Below are 20313 nucleotides of genomic sequence, written 5' to 3' on the forward strand. Positions count from 1 at the left end.
TTTCCTTTATCTGTTTTTAGCAAAAATTTTTTCACTATTTCAAACAATTTACCCATGCAAGTTTCTATGATGAACCTGTGTAGGCTCCGGTATTGTATCCTGAGCTTCGTAACCCTGCTGTGCTCGCTGGCCAGCTATGCCTCCAGTCACAGGGAGGCGCCTCTGATTTCCAATGATCCGCTGGCTGACAATACGGATTTGTATGCGTTCAAAAGCCCGGATGATCCCAATTCAATCACCATTATTGCCAATTACATTCCGTTTGAATCTCCCGACGGTGGTCCCAATTACTATAATTTCGGCCCGAATGTTCGCTACGAGATTCACATCAAAAACAAAACCACAACTGCCGGAGACGATATCACTTATCGGTTTACATTTTCCAGCATTAATGAAGACCCAACCACTTTTTTCAACATTCGTTTGGGCAAGCAAAATCTCAAAACAACTTACAAATGCGAAAAAAGCATGGACGGCGGCATGACCTTCTCGACGATTGTTGCGGAAGGCATTGTGCCTCCAAATAATATTGGCCCGCGCTCTATTGAAGGGAAAACGGTAGGCCTGGAAGCGCCTGACTATAATTCTCTTGTTGAAGGTGCCATTAACACTGCAACCAGTGGAGAAAAAGTTTTTTGCGGCCCTGTCGACGATCCGTTTTTCGTAGACCTGGCTGGCGCTTTCGATGTTGGAAACTTTCGTCCGGAAGGGAATACAACCAACGCGCCCAAAGGAACTTTAAACCGCTTCAATGTACATACCATTGCTCTTAAGATACCTGTAAGTATGTTGCAAAAAGAAGGTAGGGGTGTCAGTCAGGCAGAAAACATTCTTGACGCTGACTTTGTGATCGGTGTATGGGCATCTGCCAGCAGACAAATGATCAAAACACTGGGCACAGACGGAGAAGTAGGTTACGAAGGAAAATATGTACAGGTTTCACGTTTGGGAATGCCGCTTACCAATGAAGCAGTGATTCCAATAGGCATGAAAGACCTTTGGAATTCTCTTACACCTTATGAAGGTCATGATCTGCAATTCGCAAAATATTTTGTGAATCCTGAGCTGGCTTTGTACATGGATGATTCAAAGTTCGGAGCAGCGGTTCCTTCATTGAATGCGTTGCGTATCCAATCCAACTCATTAGGGGCGTTTGATTTCCGTAACGGCAGATCAGGTTTGTTCGGATTGAAAGGCTCTTCGGCATTGGTGGGTACAGCGCTTGACGATGCGATATTCGGCACCCTGCTGTTACCAGATATCGCAAGCCCAAGGGCTGTGGATTTGTTACCCATATTTTATACTGGTGTACCTAACCTGGCTCCTTACCAACTTGCGACTGGCAAAAACAACAATCCGCTGGCAAAAGGAAAACCTTTTATCAACAACTTTCTGCCAACGCTCGGCGACATGTTGCGGTTGAACATGGCAGTACCTGCTACTCCACGTGACGATAGCAAATTCAGCTCGCTAGGCCTGGTTCAGGCGGCAGTTTTGGGTATTACTGATCCTGCTTACAATGCGAATAAAGATCTGCAATGGATCCCAAATATGGATGGTTTCCCGAACGGACGTCGCCTCGAAGACGATGTGACTACCATCGAATTACAGGCGGTTTCAGGCATTGTTCTTGCGGCGATAGGCTTGTTTTATGATGATGCAACGCCGGAAGCACCAGTTTCGCCACAATTGCTGAGGGTGTTGACATTCAACTCAGGGCCTACTAAAAACGATACTTCTTTGAAAGGCACATTTCCATATGTCGCCAATCCATGGAGAGGTTTTGATTATCCTGAAAAAGCCAGATTCTGATCCCAATCACTTTATAACAATAGTATAATATGAAAAATCTTTTATACCTGATTGGGTTAGTGGCGCTTACTTGTGTCATGCCTTATCAATCGAAAGCGTCTTCGCACCGCGAAGCTCCGCTGATTTCAACGGATCCGTTGGCTGATAATACCGACGTTTATGCTTTCAAAAGCACAACAGATAAAGAGAACATTGTTCTTATCGCAAACTATATTCCGTTTGAGCATCCTGCTGGCGGTCCTAACTGGTATACTTTCGGTGAAAACATCCGCTACGAGATCCATGTGGATAATAATGCAGGGACCCCTGGTTCTGATATCGTTTATCGCTTTACTTTCAGCAAAAAGAATGAGGATCCTACCACTTTCTTCCTGATCCGTCTTGGAAAAGAAAACCTGAAAACAACCTATGTTTGCGAACGCAGCGTGGATGGGGGCAAAACTTTCGAAGTAGTAATCAATAATGGAACTGTGCCTCCACCAAATATTGGTCCAAGATCGATTGAGAGCGGAGTAGGCCTTGGTAAAACGTATAACCAACTTGTTTCTGATGCGGTTATGCTGGCTCGGACTGGCGAAAGGGTTTTCTGTGGTCCTGTTGATGATCCATTCTTTGTGGATCTGGGCGGTATATTCGACCTTGGAAACATTCGCAAATCAGCAGGAAGAGATGCAGTTGCTAAATTCAACTGTCATTCCATCGTCATCGAAGTTCCGGTTTCGACATTGCAAAAAGAAAACAAGTCCGTTGCAATGGCGTCCAACATCCTTGATCCGGATTATGTAATAGGTGTGTATGCATCTTCAAGCCGCAGAAAAATCACTACTTTGAATTCTGGCAGTGATATCGGTTATAGCGGAGATTGGGTACAGGTATCCCGTCTTGGAATGCCATTAACCAACGAAGCGATCATTCCAATCGGTATGAAAGACAAATGGAATGCAACTTCGCCTGCAAACGACCTTCAATTCGCCAAATATTTTACTAATCCTGAATTGGCGTTGTATATGGATGACGAAGCGTTTGGTAAAGCCGTACCAGGCCTGGCCGATCTCCGGATTCAAACCAAATCACTGGGTTCTTTTGATTTCCGGAACGGAAAAGCAGGTCTTTTTGGCCTAAAAGGAAACCCGGCATTGGATGGAACGGCTTTATCAGAAGCTGCATTTGGAGCCATACTGCTACCGGACGCTACAAGCCCGAGAGCTGTTGACATTTTGCCAATATTCTACACAGGAGTTCCAAACCTACCTCCTTATCAGCTTGCAACTGGCAAAGAAGGGAACCCACTGGCACCAGGTAAGCCTTTTATCAACAACTTTTTACCTACTTTGGGTGACTGGTTGAGGCTTAATATGGCTGTTCCGGCTACCCCAAGGGATGACGAAAATTTCAGTTCGCTGGGTTTAGTTCAAGCGGCTGTATTAGGTTTGACAAATCCTGCATATGCTTCCAACAAAGACTTGCAATGGATTCCTAACATGGACGGTTTTCCAAACGGACGTCGCCTGGAAGACGATGTTACAACCATTGAATTACAAGCAGTTGGTGGTGTCGTTCTGGCAGCAATTGGTTTGTGGTACGACGATTTCAAAATGGGTGAAAGCCCTGTTACGCCAAACCTGCTTAGCGTTCTGACTTTTAATGCTGGTGTTACCAAAAATGACACGACATTGAAGAAAACGTTCCCTTATCTGCAAAATCCATGGCCTGGATTCCGTGGCCCGAGCTACGAAGGCAATGATCCGATTGATGCGAACCCTCTTGCGTTCTCGATTACTGGTTTCGACTGTCTCAATGGCGGCTTCTCGCTGACCCGCACGGGTGGTGATGCGTCCAAACAAGTTGAGTTTTCCGTAACAGGAGTAATCGACGGTGATTGGTCAACCAACACAAACCGCACGATTGAGCCTATGTTCTTCAAAGACAACACCAATACCGGGGATATTTTCGCAAAAGCAAGGTATGTTAATGAACCTTCTTCCGAAGTAACCATTAAGTATAATTTCCGGATAGGTTGCGGTTTTATCCAAAATTCAATGGCGCGCCAAGGCGTTGCTGAGGCTGAGGGGAAAAATGTTCCGCTCTCTGCCGTTGTGATGGGTAACCCAAGTTCAAATGACGAGGTGATCGTTGAGATTAGAGGTGCATTTGGTAAGCGCGTGCAGCTTGACCTTGCGAATAGCAAAGGCCAGGTATTTGGTCAGCAGATCATTGGAAAAGCAGGTGAAAACGAACGCAGAGCTATTAAACTGAGCGGACAGACTGGTATTTATTATCTGAGGGTGGTAACACCAGGAGAAAAGTACACTGTTAAAATTCTTCGTAAATAAGCGCATAGCAGCCTGACTATTTGAAATAGTAAAAGGCCGGAGTTGATCATGATGATTTATCTAAATGACAACTCCGGCCTTATTTTTAAATACAAGATCCCTTCATTAAAGTCTTGGTTAACATTTATCATGAAAAACATCATTACGCTTTCACTAGCCTTTTTACTCCTTGCCCAATTGGGTTGTAACGAGAAGAAAAAAACGGAAGCTACCCAGAACAATGTTGCTAGCACAGACTTACCAGGCCTCTTTGAACGTCATGGTGAGCTCGCAACAGCCACAGAATGGCAAAAAACAAAGGAGAAGGTTGAAGAGCTTAAACTTAAAGTCAAAAAAGACCCCAAGGATGTGAAGCCACGTTTACAGTTGGTCGTCATTTACATGGCAGAAGCCCGGATAACCGGAGAACACCCCTATTATTATCCCGCTGTACTGAATATTCTGGACGGTGTACTGGCTATTGAGCCACAGAATTTTGAGGCAACCACTTTTAAAGCCTCTGTAAAAATGTCGCAGCACCAATTTGCGGAAGCCAGGGATCTAGCCGAAAAAGCCCGCAAAATCAATCCGGACAATGCTTATGTGTATGGCGTTCTGGTGGATGCCAATGTGGAATTGGGCAACTACGAGGAAGCAGTGGCCATGTCCGACAAAATGCAACAGTTGAAACCTTCATTGGAATCGTATTCACGCGCTTCTTATCTGCGTGAAATTTATGGAAATTATCCTGGCGCGATTGCCGCAATGCAATTGGCTGTGCAGGCTGGTTTGCCAGGCTCCGAGCCGCAATGCTGGAGTAAAAACACACTCGGACATTTATATGAAACAACCGGCAAACTTAAAGAAGCCGAGGGCGAATACCAGCAAATACTAGCCATGCGCCCGAGTTACGCATTTGCACTGCGCGGACAAGCGCAGATATTGAAAACGCAAAAACAATATGATAAGGCTTTGGCTACATTAGAAAAAGCCGCCGCCATTATGCCTGAATTTTCTTTTCATGAGGAAATGGCCGATATATACAGCTTGCAGGGGCAACAGGAAAAAGCCATGAAAAAATATGCAGAAGTGGTAACCATGCTGGACGAAGATGCAAAGTCAGGACACGCAGTGGATTTGGAACTTTGCAAACTATATACCAAAACCGGCCAGCTCGATTCAGCGATATTTTATGGATTGAAGGAATATGGCAACAGGCCCAAGAACATTGATGTAAACCATGCCCTGGCATCCGCGTACTTTAAAGAAAAGAACAATGAAAAGGCGATGCAGCATATGAAAATTGCTTTAGGTACAGGTACCAAAGATCCTGAGGTATTGCAAATTGCGAGCGCGATTGAAGTGGCAATGGGGAATAAGGTCCAAGGGGACAAGTTGTTGGCTCAGGCAAAAAAGACCAACCCTAAATTTGCGCTGTAAGCTAAAAGCATGAAGACACTTCTATTACTATCTTTTCTGGTTTTGACAAACCTTTGCGCCTACGCCCACCTGGGCAGCATTTCAGGTGTTGTCAAAGACCAGGCAACGAATCTTCCGCTTAAAGGAGTAACGGTTCAGCTTTCCGGGCAAGGAAAGACGACGGTGACCAATGAACTTGGACAGTACAGACTTGAGGGCTTGGTAGCTTCAAAATACAAGGTTGAATTGTCTTATGTAGGTTTCAAATCGCTGGTGTTAGAAGTGTCGGTATTGGATGATAAAACGGAGTTTGTCAAGACGTTGCTTTCCAATGCGGATGTTGAATTGAGTGAGGTAGTGGTTTCTGCGCAAAGAGCTCATGACCAGCAGTTGATCAACGGCGTCGACATTAAACTCCGTCCTATCAATAATTCACAGGAAATTTTACGGATGGTACCTGGCCTTTTTATTGGACAACATGCCGGTGGCGGCAAGGCAGAACAGATTTTTCTCCGGGGTTTCGACCTGGACCATGGAACGGATATCAGGCTTACCGTTGATGGAATGCCGGTTAATATGGTGTCGCATGCGCACGGACAAGGTTATGCCGATCTGCATTTCGTTATTCCAGAGCTCGTACAGGGTGTTGATTTTAAAAAAGGTCCTTACACGACCGATAAAGGCAATTTTACAACTGCAGGGTGGGCCAATTTTCGTACGAAAGATGCATTGGACAAATCGTTTGTAAAACTTGAAGCCGGACAATACGATTCGTTCCGGGCAGTTGCAGGAGTTGATTTATTGGGTCAAAAAGGAAGGGACAAAAGCCAGTCGGCTTACATTGCTTCCGAGTATTCCTTTACCAATTCTTATTTTGATAACCCACAGAATTTCAATAGGTTAAACATTGTTGGTAAGTATCACGGACACGTTGCACCGAATACTAATCTCACATTAACGGGCTCGACTTTTTGGAGTAAATGGAATCACTCGGGCCAAATCCCGGACCGTGCTATTGAATCCGGGATGATCGGTTTTTATGGTTCAGTAGATCCAACGGAAGGAGGGGAGACCAGCCGCACCAATTTCAATGCGCAGCTGGTGACGGTTACGCCTTCCAATTATGTGATCAAGAACCAGTTTTATTACAGTAATTATAATTTTGAGCTGTATTCGAATTTTACTTTTTTCCTGGAAGATTCCCTATACGGGGATCAGATGCGCCAAAAGGAGAAACGTAATTTGTTTGGGTACAACGGAAGCATTTCCAAACAACATTACTTCGGCAAATCAAGCTGGACCACAACGCTGGGCATTCAATATCGTCACGATCTTACAAACCGGACGGAATTGTCTCATACCGTAAATCGGTCGTTAACATTGGATCCATACAAGTTGGGGAATGTGAATGAATTGAATGCATCTTTTTATGCCGACGAACTTATCCTGGTGAATGACCGATTTACCGTCAATGCAGGGCTGCGGCTGGATTATTTCCGTAACCAATATGAAGATTTGCTGGCAAATCCTGTCAATACGCGACGTGCCAATGACGCGATCCTCTCCCCCAAACTGAACCTTTATTATACATTCAATCCCCGGGTGCAATTGTACCTCAATACTGGAAAGGGTTTTCACTCCAATGACACCCGTGTGGTGGTTCCGCAGGGCGGCAAGCAGATTCTTCCCGGAGCTTATGGTTCGGATCTTGGAGTGATTTTCAAACCTTTCCCAAAAATGCTGATCAATGTGGCTGCCTGGTATCTTTGGATGCAACAGGAGTTTGTGTATGTGGGCGACGCCGGTGTGATTGAGCCAAGCGGGAAATCGAAAAGACAAGGATTGGATTTGTCCGTAAGATATCAGATTACAAAAACACTTTATGCCGATATGGACGTCAGCTCTGCAAAACCCAGGGCGATAGGTGAGCTGGAAGGAATGAATTACCTGCCTCTGGCGCCTCTTTTCACTTCAACAGGCGGGCTCTCGCTTCAAATGTCCAATGGATTGAGCGGATCGCTGCGATATAGGTACCTGGCCAACCGGCCTGCCAATGAAGATAATTCCATTGTTGCCAAAGGATATGTAGTAGCCGACGCGCAGATCAATTATGCTAAAAAGAGATATAATGTCGGCCTTTCCCTTCAAAATCTGCTGAATACTAAATGGAAGGAAACCCAGTTTGCCACATTAAGCCGGCTTAAAAACGAAATTGAGCCAGTTGAAGAAATTCATTTTACACCTGGAACACCTTTCTTTGCCAAGTTAAGCCTCACATTGTTTTTCTGATCTTTTTATAACGTTTTATGGCGACCGGTAGAAACAAAGAAAACGGTAATAACGATCAGTCCCCCGAAAAACCAGACGCTCATCAAAAAGTTATAGTAAACGATCGCGATCAGGCAAATGGACGATAAGATCAATGCGATTGCAGGGAAATAGGGAAAAAGCGGCACGGAAAAAGGACGTTCCAGTTCAGGTTCTTTTTTTCTCAAAACAAATAAAGCTACCATACTGATCATATACATCACTACCGCTCCCAATGCAGCGAGAATAATCACCTGATCGGTAGTTCCAAGCATCAATGCTGCACATCCCACAATCCCGCCAGCCAGAAGCGACCAATGAGGTGTCTGAAATTTAGCGTTTACCTGGCCCAGAAAGGAGGGGAGATACCCGTTTCTTGCCAAACCATAAATCTGCCTCGAATACCCGATCACCGTTCCGTGAAACGAGGCTATCAAACCAAAAAGGCCCAGGCTGGCAAAAAGGTGGGTAAGGCCGCTGTCCCGTCCCAATACGATGCCCAATGCTGCTGGTAGGGGATAATCTATTGTACTTAAAACCTTCCAGTCCGTAACGCCGCCTGTGAAAATCATTACCGCCAATGCCAAAACAACCAATGTCAAAATGCCGTAAATGTATCCGAGTGATATGGTGCGCTTGGGATCTTCCACTTCTTCGGCTACCATAGCCACGCCTTCAATAGCCAGGTAAAACCAGATGGCAAACGGTAATGCTGCAAATACACCCGGCCAGCCAAAAGGCATCGGGTCGGTCACGAATGTCTGATAAGAAAAATGCGGTGCTACGATTCCAATGTAGATGAGTAGTTCGACCACCGCGAGTAAGGTAACTACCAATGAAAACATGGCAGACTCCTTGATACCCAATAAATTAATTACAATAAAAATGGCGTAACAAGCGAATGCGACGTGGAGCACTTCGAGAGAAGGATATAAAAAGTGAGAGTAACTGCCAAGTGCAAATGCAATCGCTGGCGGCGTCACTAAAAACTCAATTAACGTAGCATAACCTGCAATCAGCCCTCCCCACCAGCCAAATGCGCGGTGCGCGTAAGAGAATGGCCCGCCGGCCTGGGGAATTGATGTGGTCAATTCTGTAAAACTGAAAATAAATGTGACATACATCAGCGTAACAACCAGCGTGGCGATCAGGAAACCAATTGTGCCGGAAACACCCCACCCGTAATTCCAGCCAAAATATTCGCCTGAAATAACCAGCCCTACGGCAATGGCCCAAAGATGGATTGGTTTTAAGACTTTTTTAAGCGCAGCAGATTGTTCAGCGGACATGAAAAAATAATTATTTGCCGTAATTAATTTGGCGTTTAGCGGGGTGCAGTTCTTAGGTAATCACCCATTTCCTTCACTTTGTCCGTGTTAAGGTAATCCACCCCCAATGCCATCATGGTTTTCCAGGAATTGATATTGTCAGGAGTAGCCCATATCCGTACTTTTTTGCCCTGCTTGTGAGTCTCCTCGATCATTTTAAGAATATTTTTCTTGTCTTTTTCAGGCAGAGGCCCTTCACCATTCCAGCGGGAATATCTCTGAAACGCCTGGCTAATCAACCCGATATGGGCCAACTGGTCAGCCGTGTACGTGTTTTCCGGACGACCATCAAAGGAAATGTAAGGAGGATATTTTTCAAATAAGGTCGGATCAGGGACATTGCCGCTGATCACAATCGTTACCTGACCCTTTGGCGCCAAAACCTCCTGATATGGCTCCAATTCTTTCATCAATGCAGCAAGCGTCTCCTCTCCTGAAGTTTTAAGATCGATCAACAATTGCAGCGGGACATCTTTTTGGGGATAAATGTTGCCGCTATTCTTTTCAACTTGTTGGAGGATGGGTTTGAGGTAAAGGGCCGAGAAAGTTTTGGCTGGCGTAATATCTTTCAAGTCGTGCGCCACAAAAAGCGTGTCCCTTACCAGGTACAGATCCGCTTCAATGGAGCCAAACTGTTGGTCATATGCATCGAAAAATGCCCGGGGCCTCACATAATCGTTGTGAGAATGTGCCTGGGCCGTTGTGTATGCCTTGATGTTCTGAGCAGTGGCATATCCGCCGAAAAACAGCGTAATGAGAATGGTAAAGCGGTATTTCATATTCTGTGGTAAGGATAAAGTAACGTATAGGCGCCCTGATAACGCAATTCTGACCTGTTTGATTTCAGAAATAAGAATTTTGTATGGCATTTTTGAGAATTGCAGAACAAATTTTTATTGAATGGGAAGATAACTTAGGAATATCGCTATTTTAGCCAAACTAACTTCACGGTTACCCTGAAAATCAGCCCGCTTAATGAAACCAAATTCCTCTTTATTCCGCAAGAAAACGGTCGGACAAATTCTCAAAGATGCCCAATCGGTAGAAGGCAGTGGATTGGCCAAAATACTGGGCGTCCGGGATCTTGTTTCACTGGGAATCGCGGCAATTGTTGGGGCGGGAATATTTAGCACAATTGGCGTCGCCAGTTACAATGGCGGCCCCGCAGTATCATTGCTTTTCATGTTTACAGCGATTGCGTGCGTATTCACAGCCTTATCGTACGCGCAGTTTGCGAGCACAGTACCCGTATCCGGTAGTGCGTACACGTATGCATATGTTGCCTTCGGGGAGCTCTTCGCCTGGATCATCGGATGGTCGCTGATTTTGGAATATGCAGTTTCCAATATGGTAGTTGCCATTTCCTGGTCGGAATATTTCACAGGTATGTTAAAAGGTTTCGGAATAGTCCTGCCCGGCTGGCTTACTGTTAATCAGGAAACAGGATCAGAAGCATTTGCCAAATTGCAATTGGGCGCGGAAAAGCTGGGTACCTATGAAAGTTTCGCCGCCGAGGCGTACCGGTCGGCGCCAAGCATCGGCGATTTTCACATTATGCTTAATCTTCCCGCCGGGTTAGTGACTCTGCTGATTACGGCATTGGTGTATATAGGTATCCGTGAATCGCGGACTGCAAGCAACATTATGGTGGTTTTGAAAATCGGCGTTGTGTTGCTGGTGATCATTGCGGGTGCTTTTTATGTAAAGCCGGAGAACTGGTCGCCATTTGCACCTAATGGGATCAAAGGGGTTATGGGCGGCGTCGCTTCCGTTTTCTTCGCATTCATTGGTTTTGATTCGATTTCTACGACGGCGGAAGAATGTAAAAACCCGCAGCGGGATATGCCCAAGGCGATGATCTACTGTCTGATCATTTGCACGGTTTTATATGTGCTTATCACATTGGTATTGACCGGAATGGTGAATTATACCGAACTAAAAGTCAGCGATCCGCTGGCTTTTGTTTTTGAAAAAAATGGCCTTGATTTTATGGCAGGGGTGATTTCAGTAAGTTCCGTGATTGCAATCACCAGTGCATTGCTGGTGTATCAGCTTGGCCAGCCGAGGATCTGGATGACCATGAGCCGCGACGGGCTCTTATGGAAACGCTTTTCTAAAATCCATCCCAAATACCAGACACCTTCTTTCGCTACCATTGTTACCGGGTTTGTTGTAGGTATCCCCGCATTGTTCTTCAAAATGGATTTTTTCGTGGATCTGACCAGTGTAGGGACGTTTTTTGCCTTTATCCTGGTTTGTGGGGGAGTTCTCTATCTCGATCACACAGGAATTTCGGCACAATCTAAATTTCGCGTGCCTTATTTCAATGGGAAGTATGTGATTGGGATACTTTTTATCCTGGCTATTGTAGGACTTTCAATCTACGGACAAAGTGTAATTGCCGAATGGAAGGAGCTAAGCTTTATGGGAATCGTGGAGCACAAGCTCCTCACGATTATATTCTGGATTGTTTGGGCGATACTTGCAGTCCTGGCTTACAAACATAATTTCTCAATTCTTCCAGTCGCTGGTATCCTAACGAATCTATACCTGATGACCGAACTAGGCTCCTCCAACTGGCTCATCTTCGTAATCTGGCTGGCAATCGGCCTGGTTATCTATTTCAGCTACGGCTACCGAAAAAGTAAATTGGCGGGTTTGGCCGGGTCAGACTTACAAGGTCTTTAAGACCTGGCAAGTCTCTCCGGCCGGTTTTTATTTTTTTTCAATTTTCAAGAGGATCGTATAATCTTCTTTTGTCTTTGGCTCCGATAATTTGGGATAAGGTTTTACTTCCTGAAGAATAAGCCGGTATTCCTCTCCTGCAAATTTTTTGATTAAAGTATCGGGTTCAAAATTTTTCTTGCACGCCCCGATGCACATCTTTACGTGCTCGTTTAAACCACCTTCCACAGTTACACCCGATAGTAACAGATCAACCGTTGCAGCGCCTGCCCATATGCATTGTCCGCCTTCGGGACACCGGCTGTCTTCAACTTCAAAGAACGTCAGAGAAGCCTTTGGAACATCATTGAGTACAACTGTCTCTTTGTATTTGATCCCCTCTTCCTTCTTATCTACCCCGGAATTCTTGCAACACAATGCGCCAACAGCCACCAGACCAAACAACAGATATTTTTTCATATTGATTAAGATTATTTTCCCCAAAGACGGTAATGACCCTCTTATGGTTGTAAGATATACGGATCTGGGAAAACGAAGGATTGAGAATGCTTAAATAATATATTGAATCAGATAATCAGCGTAAAAATCGTGCCTTTCCCAACTTGTGATGACACATTCAATTGGCCATTATGCTGTTGCAGAATCTGGCGCGAAAGGCTGAGCCCGATACCTGATCCTGTTTTTTTTGTGGTATAAAATGGAATAAAGATATTTTCAATAGCCTCAGGCTCAATACCGTCGCCATTGTCTTCCACTTCAATCATTACTATGCTATCAGTCTGATAAGCCGAAATGGTAATAAGCCGGTTCGTTTGGTTTGAAAAAGACTCAGAAGCATTTTTGACCAGGTTAATTAAAACCTGCTGGATTTGGCTTCCATCTGCTTTCACTTGCAATGTTTCAGGTTTTACCGATAATTTCCAGAGTACACCCGATTGCGTCAAGTCGGTTTGTAGTAATTGCAACACTTCCTGTAAAAGCTCGGCAACGCTAAGGGTTGCAAAAACAGGTTTCGGTAATGTGGTAAAATCGCGGTAGGCATTCACAAACTGCATCATGCCCTTGCTCCTTTTCTCCAAAGTGGCCAAAGCTTCCTTCAGATCCTTTACCGCTTCCTGGTCGCTGGTCGATTTTTCAATATCCTCATTGACGATCAGTCGCATGGTACCTACTAATGACACAATCGGTGTCATCGAATTCATGATCTCGTGACGTAAAACGCGGGTAAGGTTTTGCCACGACTCTACTTCCTGCTGCTGTAATTCTGTCTGGATATTTTGTAAAACGACAATCCTGACCCACATTCCCCGCAACTGAATAGCGGCGCCCTGCAATGCGAGCGGCTGATCGGATGGGGTACGGTACAATTCCCGGACGCCGGAATTTAACTCGGAAAGTAATTCAAAAAGGCGCGGGTGTTTGTCCTTCAATTCGCTCAGTTGATGCAGCCTGTAAATGCCCAGCATCCGGAGGGCTGCATTGTTTATGAGGTTAACCTGCCCGGTGCTGTCAAAAGTGATAAGCCCTGTTCCAATGTGTTGTACAATGGTATTGAGGTATTGCAAATTGGCTTCTTTCTCGGCCCTGGCCTGGCGAAATGCATGCAAAACTTCATTAAACTGCTGGTTAAGCTCCTTAAATGTCCGACCCATCTTATTATCCGACCGAAAATTGATCGTAAAATCGGAATAGCGTACGGATTCTAAAAAGTAAGTGAGTTTACGGTTGACATTGGTAACATATTGATACAACAGAGAGCCCTGGATAAAAATAAAGATCGTTCCCAGGATATATACCAGCATTTCATTGGTGTGCTTGTTGGCCAGCCAGGCCAACGCAAGTACACTCAAGATAATGGCAATTATCCTGATCATGATCATAATACTGAAATGTCGTAGTCCTACCATGAAGGCTGCTCAAAAAGAGGATTAGCGTTCATTATTTAGCAAATTTTGGGGAACTCCTGACATTTCGCTCAAAATGTATTTTTCCAGTGAATCAATCTTATAATCTGCCATGTCAAATTTGGGATCATCAAAAACTTCCATCGTCGGCACCGAAATAGTGATCATTCCTGCCGCATGTGCGGAACGCAGCCCCGCGTGCGAGTCTTCAAAAGCTATACACTCTTCTGGTAACATGCCCAGTTTTTTAGCAGTAGTCAGGTAAACGGCCGGATGGGGTTTGGTGAATTTTTCCAGTTCCCCCGAATGCCAGGTGTCAAAATAGTCGATAATGTCCAATCTTTTTAACACACCCTCAATCAACTCCATATGCGATGCCGAGGCAACAGCAAGTTTTAATCCCTGCGATTTTAATTCCTTTACTAAAGCAATAGCGCCAGGCAAGGCTACTGCATGGGCAAGAATATTGGTATGCGCTATTTCGAGGATCTCCTTTTCCAGTTCTTCAAAGCTGGGTGTGTTCCAGGGTTGGATCTGATGGCAAAAATCCAGGAAAAGCTTGATTGATAAGCCTGTGGTCTGCAATTTAAGCGAATCAGTAATTTCGAAATTCACTTTTTGCATCACTTCACGGGCGGCGTCGGTCCAGATCGGTTCAGAGTCGATCAGCAATCCATCCATGTCAAATATCGCAGCCTTAATCATTTTCCAGTCAATGAAATTTTCTAAATAAACACCCCAAAACTACTACATTCAAAGCTAAAAAAGGCTTTTGGGATTTTTAAAAGGGGTCGAGAAAATAACATTCATATGCTTACTCTCATCGCGACAAGATTGTAATATGTGTTTGGGATAGTGCTCATCGGTTGGGGAAGTGGGTTGTTTGATACCCGGGAGAAATTTGATATCTATTTAGTAAATTTGTTTAAACAACAAGAATATGACGGATCTAAAATTATATACCAAGATATCAATGCTTCCTGCTCAGCAGAAATCGGAATTGGTTCGTATAATCGATTCGTTAAATCCAGATTTGATTGGTAAAAAGCGTAAAACTAATAAAAGAGTTGCTGGGAAGGCGAAAGGCCTTATCGAAATGAAGGATAATTTTGATGAACCATTTTCGGAATTTCATATTTATAAATAGTGAACCTACTTCTTGACACACACGCTATTCTTTGGTTCTCCAGTTCCATCATCACGATCCTTTTGATAGAATTTTTATTGCCCAGTCATTTCAAGAAGACCTGATCATTGTAACGAAGGATGACAAATTTGGCAGCTACAATGCGGCCATAACCTGGTAATGATTGCTCCCAACAAAAATAATTTCCCCCAAAAAACTAGGGTAACCCATGGCTTAGTTGTCAGAAATGAAACAACTAGCTATGAGAAAGATTATTTTAACATTACTGGCCGGGGCTTATAGTGCCCTGACCTACGCACAGCAGCCAACCCAACTTGTGAAAGGACGGGTTATCGACACGGAATCGCAGCAGCCCATTATTGGTGCAAACATTATCACCACCACCGTGAACCCGATTGCCGGAGGCGCTACTGACGCGCAAGGTCATTTCAGGATCGAAAAAGTGCCTGTCGGCAGGCATTCATTTAAGATCACCTGTATCGGTTACGACGACGCATTCTTGCAGGAAATTACCGTAGGTTCGGGTAAGGAAGTGGAATTAAATATCAAACTCTCAGAATCGTTCAAGTCGCTGGACGAAGTGGTGATTAAGGCGCAAACCGAAAATGGTGCGCCTCTGAACGAGATGGTCAGTGTGAGCGGTAGGTCGTTTACGGTCGACCAGACGAAGCGTTTTGCGGCTGCGGTAAATGATCCGGCACGGATGGCGCTGTCTTTCGCGGGCGTTGCGACCAATGATGATGGTAACAACCAGATCATTATCCGCGGAAACAGTCCGAAAGGGCTGTTGTGGAGAATGGAAGGCGTTGAGATTCCAAATCCTAATCACTTTGCCTCGGAAGGTTCCAGCGGGGGTGGCATCAGTGCATTGAGCGCCAATGTGTTGAGTAACTCTGATTTCCTGACAGGCGCATTTCCTGCGGAATATGGCAACGCTACCTCAGGTGTATTTGATCTCAAACTCAGAAAGGGGAATGATGAAAAGCGGGAATATGCTTTGCAAGCGGGTGTCTTGGGGCTTGATTTCGCCGCGGAAGGCCCGATAGGAGCAAAAGGCGGCGCCTCTTACCTGGCCAATTATCGATATTCAACCCTTTCTGTTTTAAACAAAATTGGGATAAACATTGTAGGCGACGCCACGACGGATTTCCAGGATGGCGCGTTCAAAGTGTACCTTCCTTATGATGAAAAATCGGTGGTTTCTGTCTGGGGCATGGGTGGATTAAGCACTTCTAAATTCGATGATGAGGATGAAAAAGAGCTATTTAAGTCGAACCGGGGTATGGTGGGCGTGAACTACCTGCGCTATTTGAACAGTAAATCCTACCTGGAAAACATTGTCTCGTATTCGGCGACATTGCAGAGCGATGAGTCTTTTGATAAAGAAGACAATACCAGCCAGAGTCAAAATTTCCTGAACCAGGCGCTCAGGCTTTCATCTTTGTACAATTATAAACTGAATGCGAGGAATACGGTAAGGCTAGGCGTAATTATCAACCACCTCGATTTCAATCTGTTCGATCGGAACAATGATGGAGGGCAGGTAAAGACCAATGTGGATCAGGAAGGCAATACGCAGCTTTTCCAGGCATATGGTCAGTGGAAGGCGCGTTTAACCCCTACCGTAACCATGAATGTGGGGCTTCACGGCATGCTTTTAGAATTGAATAATCAGTTTTCCATAGAACCAAGAGCCGGTTTGAAATGGTCGGTGGCACCGAAATCTACGATCAGTCTTGGTGCGGGGCTGCATAGTAAAACGGAATCTATTTCGACTTACTTCGCACGGGTCAACACCAGCGATGGCAAGACAGGGCTTTTAAATAAAAACCTGAAGCTGATGAAATCGGCGCATTTTGTAGCCGGTTATGAATTACGGCCTTCTGCGAGCTGGCGCATCATGACGGAAACTTATTATCAGCACCATTATAATGTACCTATCGGACCTCCAAACACGACTACGCCTTATTTGCTGTACGATTCTCAAATTAATGAAGTAGAAGGTTTTGGTAGCGATACATTAACAAGTGATGGAAAAGGCCGCAGTTATGGATTGGAACTGACCGTCGAAAAGTCTCTGACTAATGGCATTTATTTCATGAGCACCACATCCTTATATCAATCTTTGTACACAGCCCGCGACGGTGTGGAGAGGGACAGTCGTTTCAATGGGAAGTTTGTACAGAATGTGCTTGCAGGAAAGGAATGGAAGGTTGGGAAAAATAAAACCAACATTTTTGCAGCAAACATTAAGGTACTTGCTGCGGGTGGAAACAGGGTAACACCTATCGATCTGGATAAATCCAGGGAGGCTGGCCACACGGTTCGCGATTGGACGAAAAGCTATTCTGAGCAGCTGCCACACTATTTCCGTACTGATTTGCGAGTGAGTTATACCAAAAACAAAAAGCGAACGACGTCCACCATCTCGCTGGACATTCAGAACGTTACCAATCGTTTGAATGCATTTAACCAGGCTTACGATCCAAGAAGTGACAGGGTTAGGATTACGACACAAACCGGCCTGTTGCCCATTTTAAATTATCGTTTAGAATTCTGATTGAAGCCATAAAATGTTTTATCCGGACAATTCAATACTTCATCCTGCTATTTCTAAACTCCGTCGCCGCTGATTCGTAAAAGTGCGGGCAAAGCTGATATATTTGAATAACTGATTAGCTGTTAAGCGATTAAATATTCAAAAACCTCAACTAAATAAAATACTGGAAATCATGGAAACTCCCCGTAACGAACAACTTTGGAGAAAAGCAAAGAAAAGAGCTGCATTCAAAATGCATTTACGGACTTATGTAATTGTAATTGCAGGATTGTGGTTGCTTTATGCGATCATCAATTTCAACGATTTAGGTCGTGACAATTTTCCATGGCCCTTATTTCCAATGCTTGGCTGGGGAATCGGGTTGACGTCCCACTATTTTGCGGCTTACAAAAATTATGATGAGCATTCGCTGACGCAGAAGGAATATGAGAAGTTAACGCGTCAATAAGAATCCATCTCCTCTTTTTTGGAACGGTTGTTTTAGGATCTTTTGAGAAATAGTTATTCAAAAGATTCAACAAATAATGATTATGGAAAAGGACTTGGCGCGCGTAGAAGCGATTAATAAACTGATATCATTGGCAGAAGACATTCGTTTTTGTATGTACACGACCTATGAAAACGGCAGGATCGAATCCAGGCCAATGACTACACTTGATATTGATGCAGATGGAAATGCATGGTTTTTCACAAGCCGCGAAACGGAGATAGGGAGTGACACAAATTCGGGTGAAGCGGTAACATTGATTTACTCTGACCCGAAAAATAATTCTTACATGAGCGTCTCGGGTACTGCGGCAATTGTAGACAGCGAAAGTAAGAAAGAAGAATTGTGGAATCTGATGTCCAAGGCTTGGTTTCCGAAAGGTAAGGATGATCCGAATTTGGTTATGTTAAAGGTGACGACAGAAGAGGCTGCATATTGGGATAGCACTTCGTCGACCATGGTTGTGTTTTTCTCGATGTTAAAAGCAGTTTTAACCGGTACAACGCCGGATGGAGGTGACCATGGAAAGTTAAACCTGGCCTAATTACAGCGTATTGACGAAAAAAAGCCGACTGGTTTAACCAGTCGGCTTTTCTATGTATTAGCGTGCATTATTCAGCGCTAGCTTCTTCGTTAACATAAGATTCTGCTAACTCAGTCAATTTGTGGTCGGTTTCACCTTCCTGATTCAATGTGATCTGGAGCATATCAGCTACATCAGAATGGCCTAAGGTTCTGGCAATGTTGCGCAAGGTACCATACGACGCAATTTCATAATGCTCCACCTTTTGCGCTGCCATGATCAGTCCGCAATCGCGCACCATCGTCCCTTTGTCGGTACTTTCGATGATCTCGTTTGCTTCCTCAATTAATCCTTCCATAGCTGCACATTTCTTCGCCTGGGCTTTTTCTCCAATCATACCAAAAATTTCTTCCAAACGCGCCGAGTGATCTTCGGTTTCAGTTGTGTGTTGTTCAAATGCAGCTTTTAATTCTTGGGAAGTTGCGTTTTTCGACATTTTAGTCAGTGCTTTTGCCAAATGCTTTTCTGCCCAGTAAATGTCTTTTAAGCCATCTACGAAAAGTTCTCTTAATTTTTCGCTATCTGATTCTGTGATTTGATTGGTCAATTTACTTTTAGTCGCTTTCATAATCGTTATTGATTAACTGTAATGGTTAGTGGAAAGAATTAATCATTCTGCAACGGTCATTCTAAAAATCATACCAAAAAAGCAATGCGCGGGAAACACGGTTTTCTGAACTATATGAAGATTAAAGTCCACACATCAGAGATTATCTAGACAATACCACAAGCTATAAGTGAGGAAATTCACGCTTCACTAACGGAATGATTTTTTCACCCAAAACTGAAATATTCTGACACTAATCAACTTTCCTATGAACAAGGCACCGTCGAAACTGGTATGGATAATTTTGGTTTTATTGCTGTTGGCCGGTGCGGGGTTTTATTTTTTCAACGCTTATAAAAAGAAGAATAGTAACCCGGTTTCCGATTTAAAACCACGGGTGGAAATGGGGATTGGGCACATTACCAACATCACTGACAGTACCATTGATCTTTCCATCAAGTTGCTTGTAGATAACCCGTTACCTGTCGAATTGGACATTAAAGGGTTTAATTATTTTGTTCAAATGAATGGGGTTAAGATCATTGAGAATGAATACACAGAACCCCTGCTCATTAAATCACGAGACAGCACAATTGTAAGTTTGCCTTCGCAACTCAAAATAAAAAAGCTAAAAAAAGAGGGAGAAGCCGAGGCAGCTGAGGGAGAGGATAGTGCTAACTACCATTTCGAAGGTCATTTTATCCTGAATAAACCTTTGCTGGGGAAAGATTCAATTACGCTTTCCAAAGACAAACGTTTGCCGCTTTATCGCTTACCTCGGGTTGAAATTGTCGATTACGATATGACCAGGTTTCGGTTAAGCAAATCGGAGATTGTATTGAAACTGAAATTTTCAAATCAAAATCCCTTTCCTGTCCAATTCAAAAATCCATCTTATGTAGTGGATCTTGGTAAGCAAAAAAGGTTGGCGGAAGGGGCTGTGGAAGGTTTCACAAAGATAAAGGGTAAGAGCAGTGAAACTTATGATATTCCGCTTGCTATCGACATGGGGAAGATTTTAAAGGCAATGGGACAAGTAATTGTCAAAGGAAAATCCATTCCATTTACGCTCTATTTTAAAAGCAAGCTGGTTTCGGAGAATGATATGTTCAAAAACAGCGTTGTAAACATTGTCGTGGATGGCGAGTTAAAAGATTTGGATACGGTTAAAAAGAACCTGGCTAAATAAAAACCGCGTCGGTATTTTCCCAAACGTTTGCAA

16 protein-coding genes are annotated in these 20313 nt (G+C 44.2%); 10 read left to right on the forward strand and 6 right to left on the reverse strand.

The window, feature by feature from the left end:
- Positions 1-66: 66 nt before the first annotated feature.
- The 4 genes from FHS68_RS04670 (at position 67) to FHS68_RS04685 (ending at position 7832) form a co-directional block, all read left to right on the forward strand.
- A complete protein-coding gene (locus FHS68_RS04670; RefSeq protein WP_374757498.1) occupies positions 67-1812 on the forward strand; it encodes a DUF4331 domain-containing protein in 1746 nt (581 codons plus the stop codon).
- 29 nt (positions 1813-1841) lie between these two features.
- Positions 1842-4145 carry a DUF4331 family protein gene (locus FHS68_RS04675; protein WP_167267658.1) on the forward strand — a complete coding sequence of 768 codons (2304 nt, stop codon included), beginning with the start codon at positions 1842-1844 and terminating at the stop codon, positions 4143-4145.
- Between the two features lie 129 nt (positions 4146-4274).
- Positions 4275-5564, forward strand: a complete 1290-nt coding sequence (locus tag FHS68_RS04680; protein ID WP_167267660.1) for a tetratricopeptide repeat protein — start codon at positions 4275-4277, stop codon at positions 5562-5564.
- A gap of 9 nt (positions 5565-5573) precedes the next feature.
- Positions 5574-7832 (forward strand): TonB-dependent receptor, encoded by a 2259-nt coding sequence (locus FHS68_RS04685; protein WP_167267662.1) that lies wholly within the window; start codon positions 5574-5576, stop codon positions 7830-7832.
- A gap of 5 nt (positions 7833-7837) precedes the next feature.
- On the opposite strand, the gene eat is transcribed toward FHS68_RS04685, so the two are convergent.
- Together eat and FHS68_RS04695 are read right to left on the reverse strand one after the other, a co-directional pair.
- Positions 7838-9139, reverse strand: a complete 1302-nt coding sequence (gene eat, locus FHS68_RS04690) for an ethanolamine permease (RefSeq protein ID WP_167267664.1) — start codon at positions 9137-9139, stop codon at positions 7838-7840.
- Positions 9140-9174: 35 nt separating this feature from the next.
- Positions 9175-9957 (reverse strand): phosphatidylinositol-specific phospholipase C/glycerophosphodiester phosphodiesterase family protein, encoded by a 783-nt coding sequence (locus FHS68_RS04695; RefSeq protein WP_167267666.1) that lies wholly within the window; start codon positions 9955-9957, stop codon positions 9175-9177.
- 196 nt (positions 9958-10153) lie between these two features.
- On the opposite strand from FHS68_RS04695, the gene FHS68_RS04700 reads away from it, so the two are divergent.
- Positions 10154-11866, forward strand: coding sequence for an amino acid permease (locus FHS68_RS04700; RefSeq protein WP_167267668.1), 1713 nt, complete (start codon positions 10154-10156; stop codon positions 11864-11866).
- A gap of 27 nt (positions 11867-11893) precedes the next feature.
- Here FHS68_RS04700 and FHS68_RS04705 read toward each other — a convergent pair whose 3' ends face one another.
- The 3 genes from FHS68_RS04705 to hxpB form a co-directional block, all read right to left on the reverse strand.
- The gene (locus FHS68_RS04705) at positions 11894-12322 is read right to left on the reverse strand and encodes a hypothetical protein (protein ID WP_167267670.1); all 429 of its coding nucleotides are present in this window, start codon (positions 12320-12322) and stop codon (positions 11894-11896) included.
- A 107-nt stretch (positions 12323-12429) separates the two neighbouring features.
- Positions 12430-13743 (reverse strand): sensor histidine kinase, encoded by a 1314-nt coding sequence (locus tag FHS68_RS04710; RefSeq protein ID WP_229211804.1) that lies wholly within the window; start codon positions 13741-13743, stop codon positions 12430-12432.
- 48 nt (positions 13744-13791) lie between these two features.
- A complete protein-coding gene (gene hxpB, locus FHS68_RS04715) occupies positions 13792-14472 on the reverse strand; it encodes a hexitol phosphatase HxpB (RefSeq protein ID WP_167267674.1) in 681 nt (226 codons plus the stop codon).
- A 235-nt stretch (positions 14473-14707) separates the two neighbouring features.
- Between hxpB and FHS68_RS04720 the strand changes: the two genes are divergently transcribed.
- The 4 genes from FHS68_RS04720 to FHS68_RS04735 all read left to right on the forward strand — a co-directional run bounded on the left by FHS68_RS04720 (position 14708) and on the right by FHS68_RS04735 (position 18505).
- Entirely contained in the window at positions 14708-14914 is a 207-nt protein-coding gene (locus tag FHS68_RS04720) for a DUF2281 domain-containing protein (RefSeq protein ID WP_167267676.1), read from the forward strand.
- A 241-nt stretch (positions 14915-15155) separates the two neighbouring features.
- Complete coding sequence (locus tag FHS68_RS04725) at positions 15156-17474, forward strand: TonB-dependent receptor (protein WP_167267678.1); 2319 nt, start codon at positions 15156-15158, stop codon at positions 17472-17474.
- A 172-nt stretch (positions 17475-17646) separates the two neighbouring features.
- On the forward strand, positions 17647-17922 hold the full coding sequence (locus tag FHS68_RS04730; RefSeq protein WP_167267680.1) for a 2TM domain-containing protein: 276 nt from the start codon (positions 17647-17649) through the stop codon (positions 17920-17922).
- A gap of 82 nt (positions 17923-18004) precedes the next feature.
- Positions 18005-18505 (forward strand): pyridoxamine 5'-phosphate oxidase family protein, encoded by a 501-nt coding sequence (locus FHS68_RS04735; protein ID WP_167267682.1) that lies wholly within the window; start codon positions 18005-18007, stop codon positions 18503-18505.
- Between the two features lie 67 nt (positions 18506-18572).
- Here FHS68_RS04735 and FHS68_RS04740 read toward each other — a convergent pair whose 3' ends face one another.
- Positions 18573-19112, reverse strand: a complete 540-nt coding sequence (locus FHS68_RS04740) for a YciE/YciF ferroxidase family protein (protein WP_167267684.1) — start codon at positions 19110-19112, stop codon at positions 18573-18575.
- A gap of 247 nt (positions 19113-19359) precedes the next feature.
- Between FHS68_RS04740 and FHS68_RS04745 the strand changes: the two genes are divergently transcribed.
- Positions 19360-20280 (forward strand): LEA type 2 family protein, encoded by a 921-nt coding sequence (locus tag FHS68_RS04745; RefSeq protein WP_167267686.1) that lies wholly within the window; start codon positions 19360-19362, stop codon positions 20278-20280.
- Positions 20281-20313: the final 33 nt, after the last annotated feature.

It is taken from the genome of Dyadobacter arcticus (genome assembly GCF_011762185.1).
Taxonomy (GTDB): Bacteria; Bacteroidota; Bacteroidia; order Cytophagales; family Spirosomataceae; genus Dyadobacter; species Dyadobacter arcticus.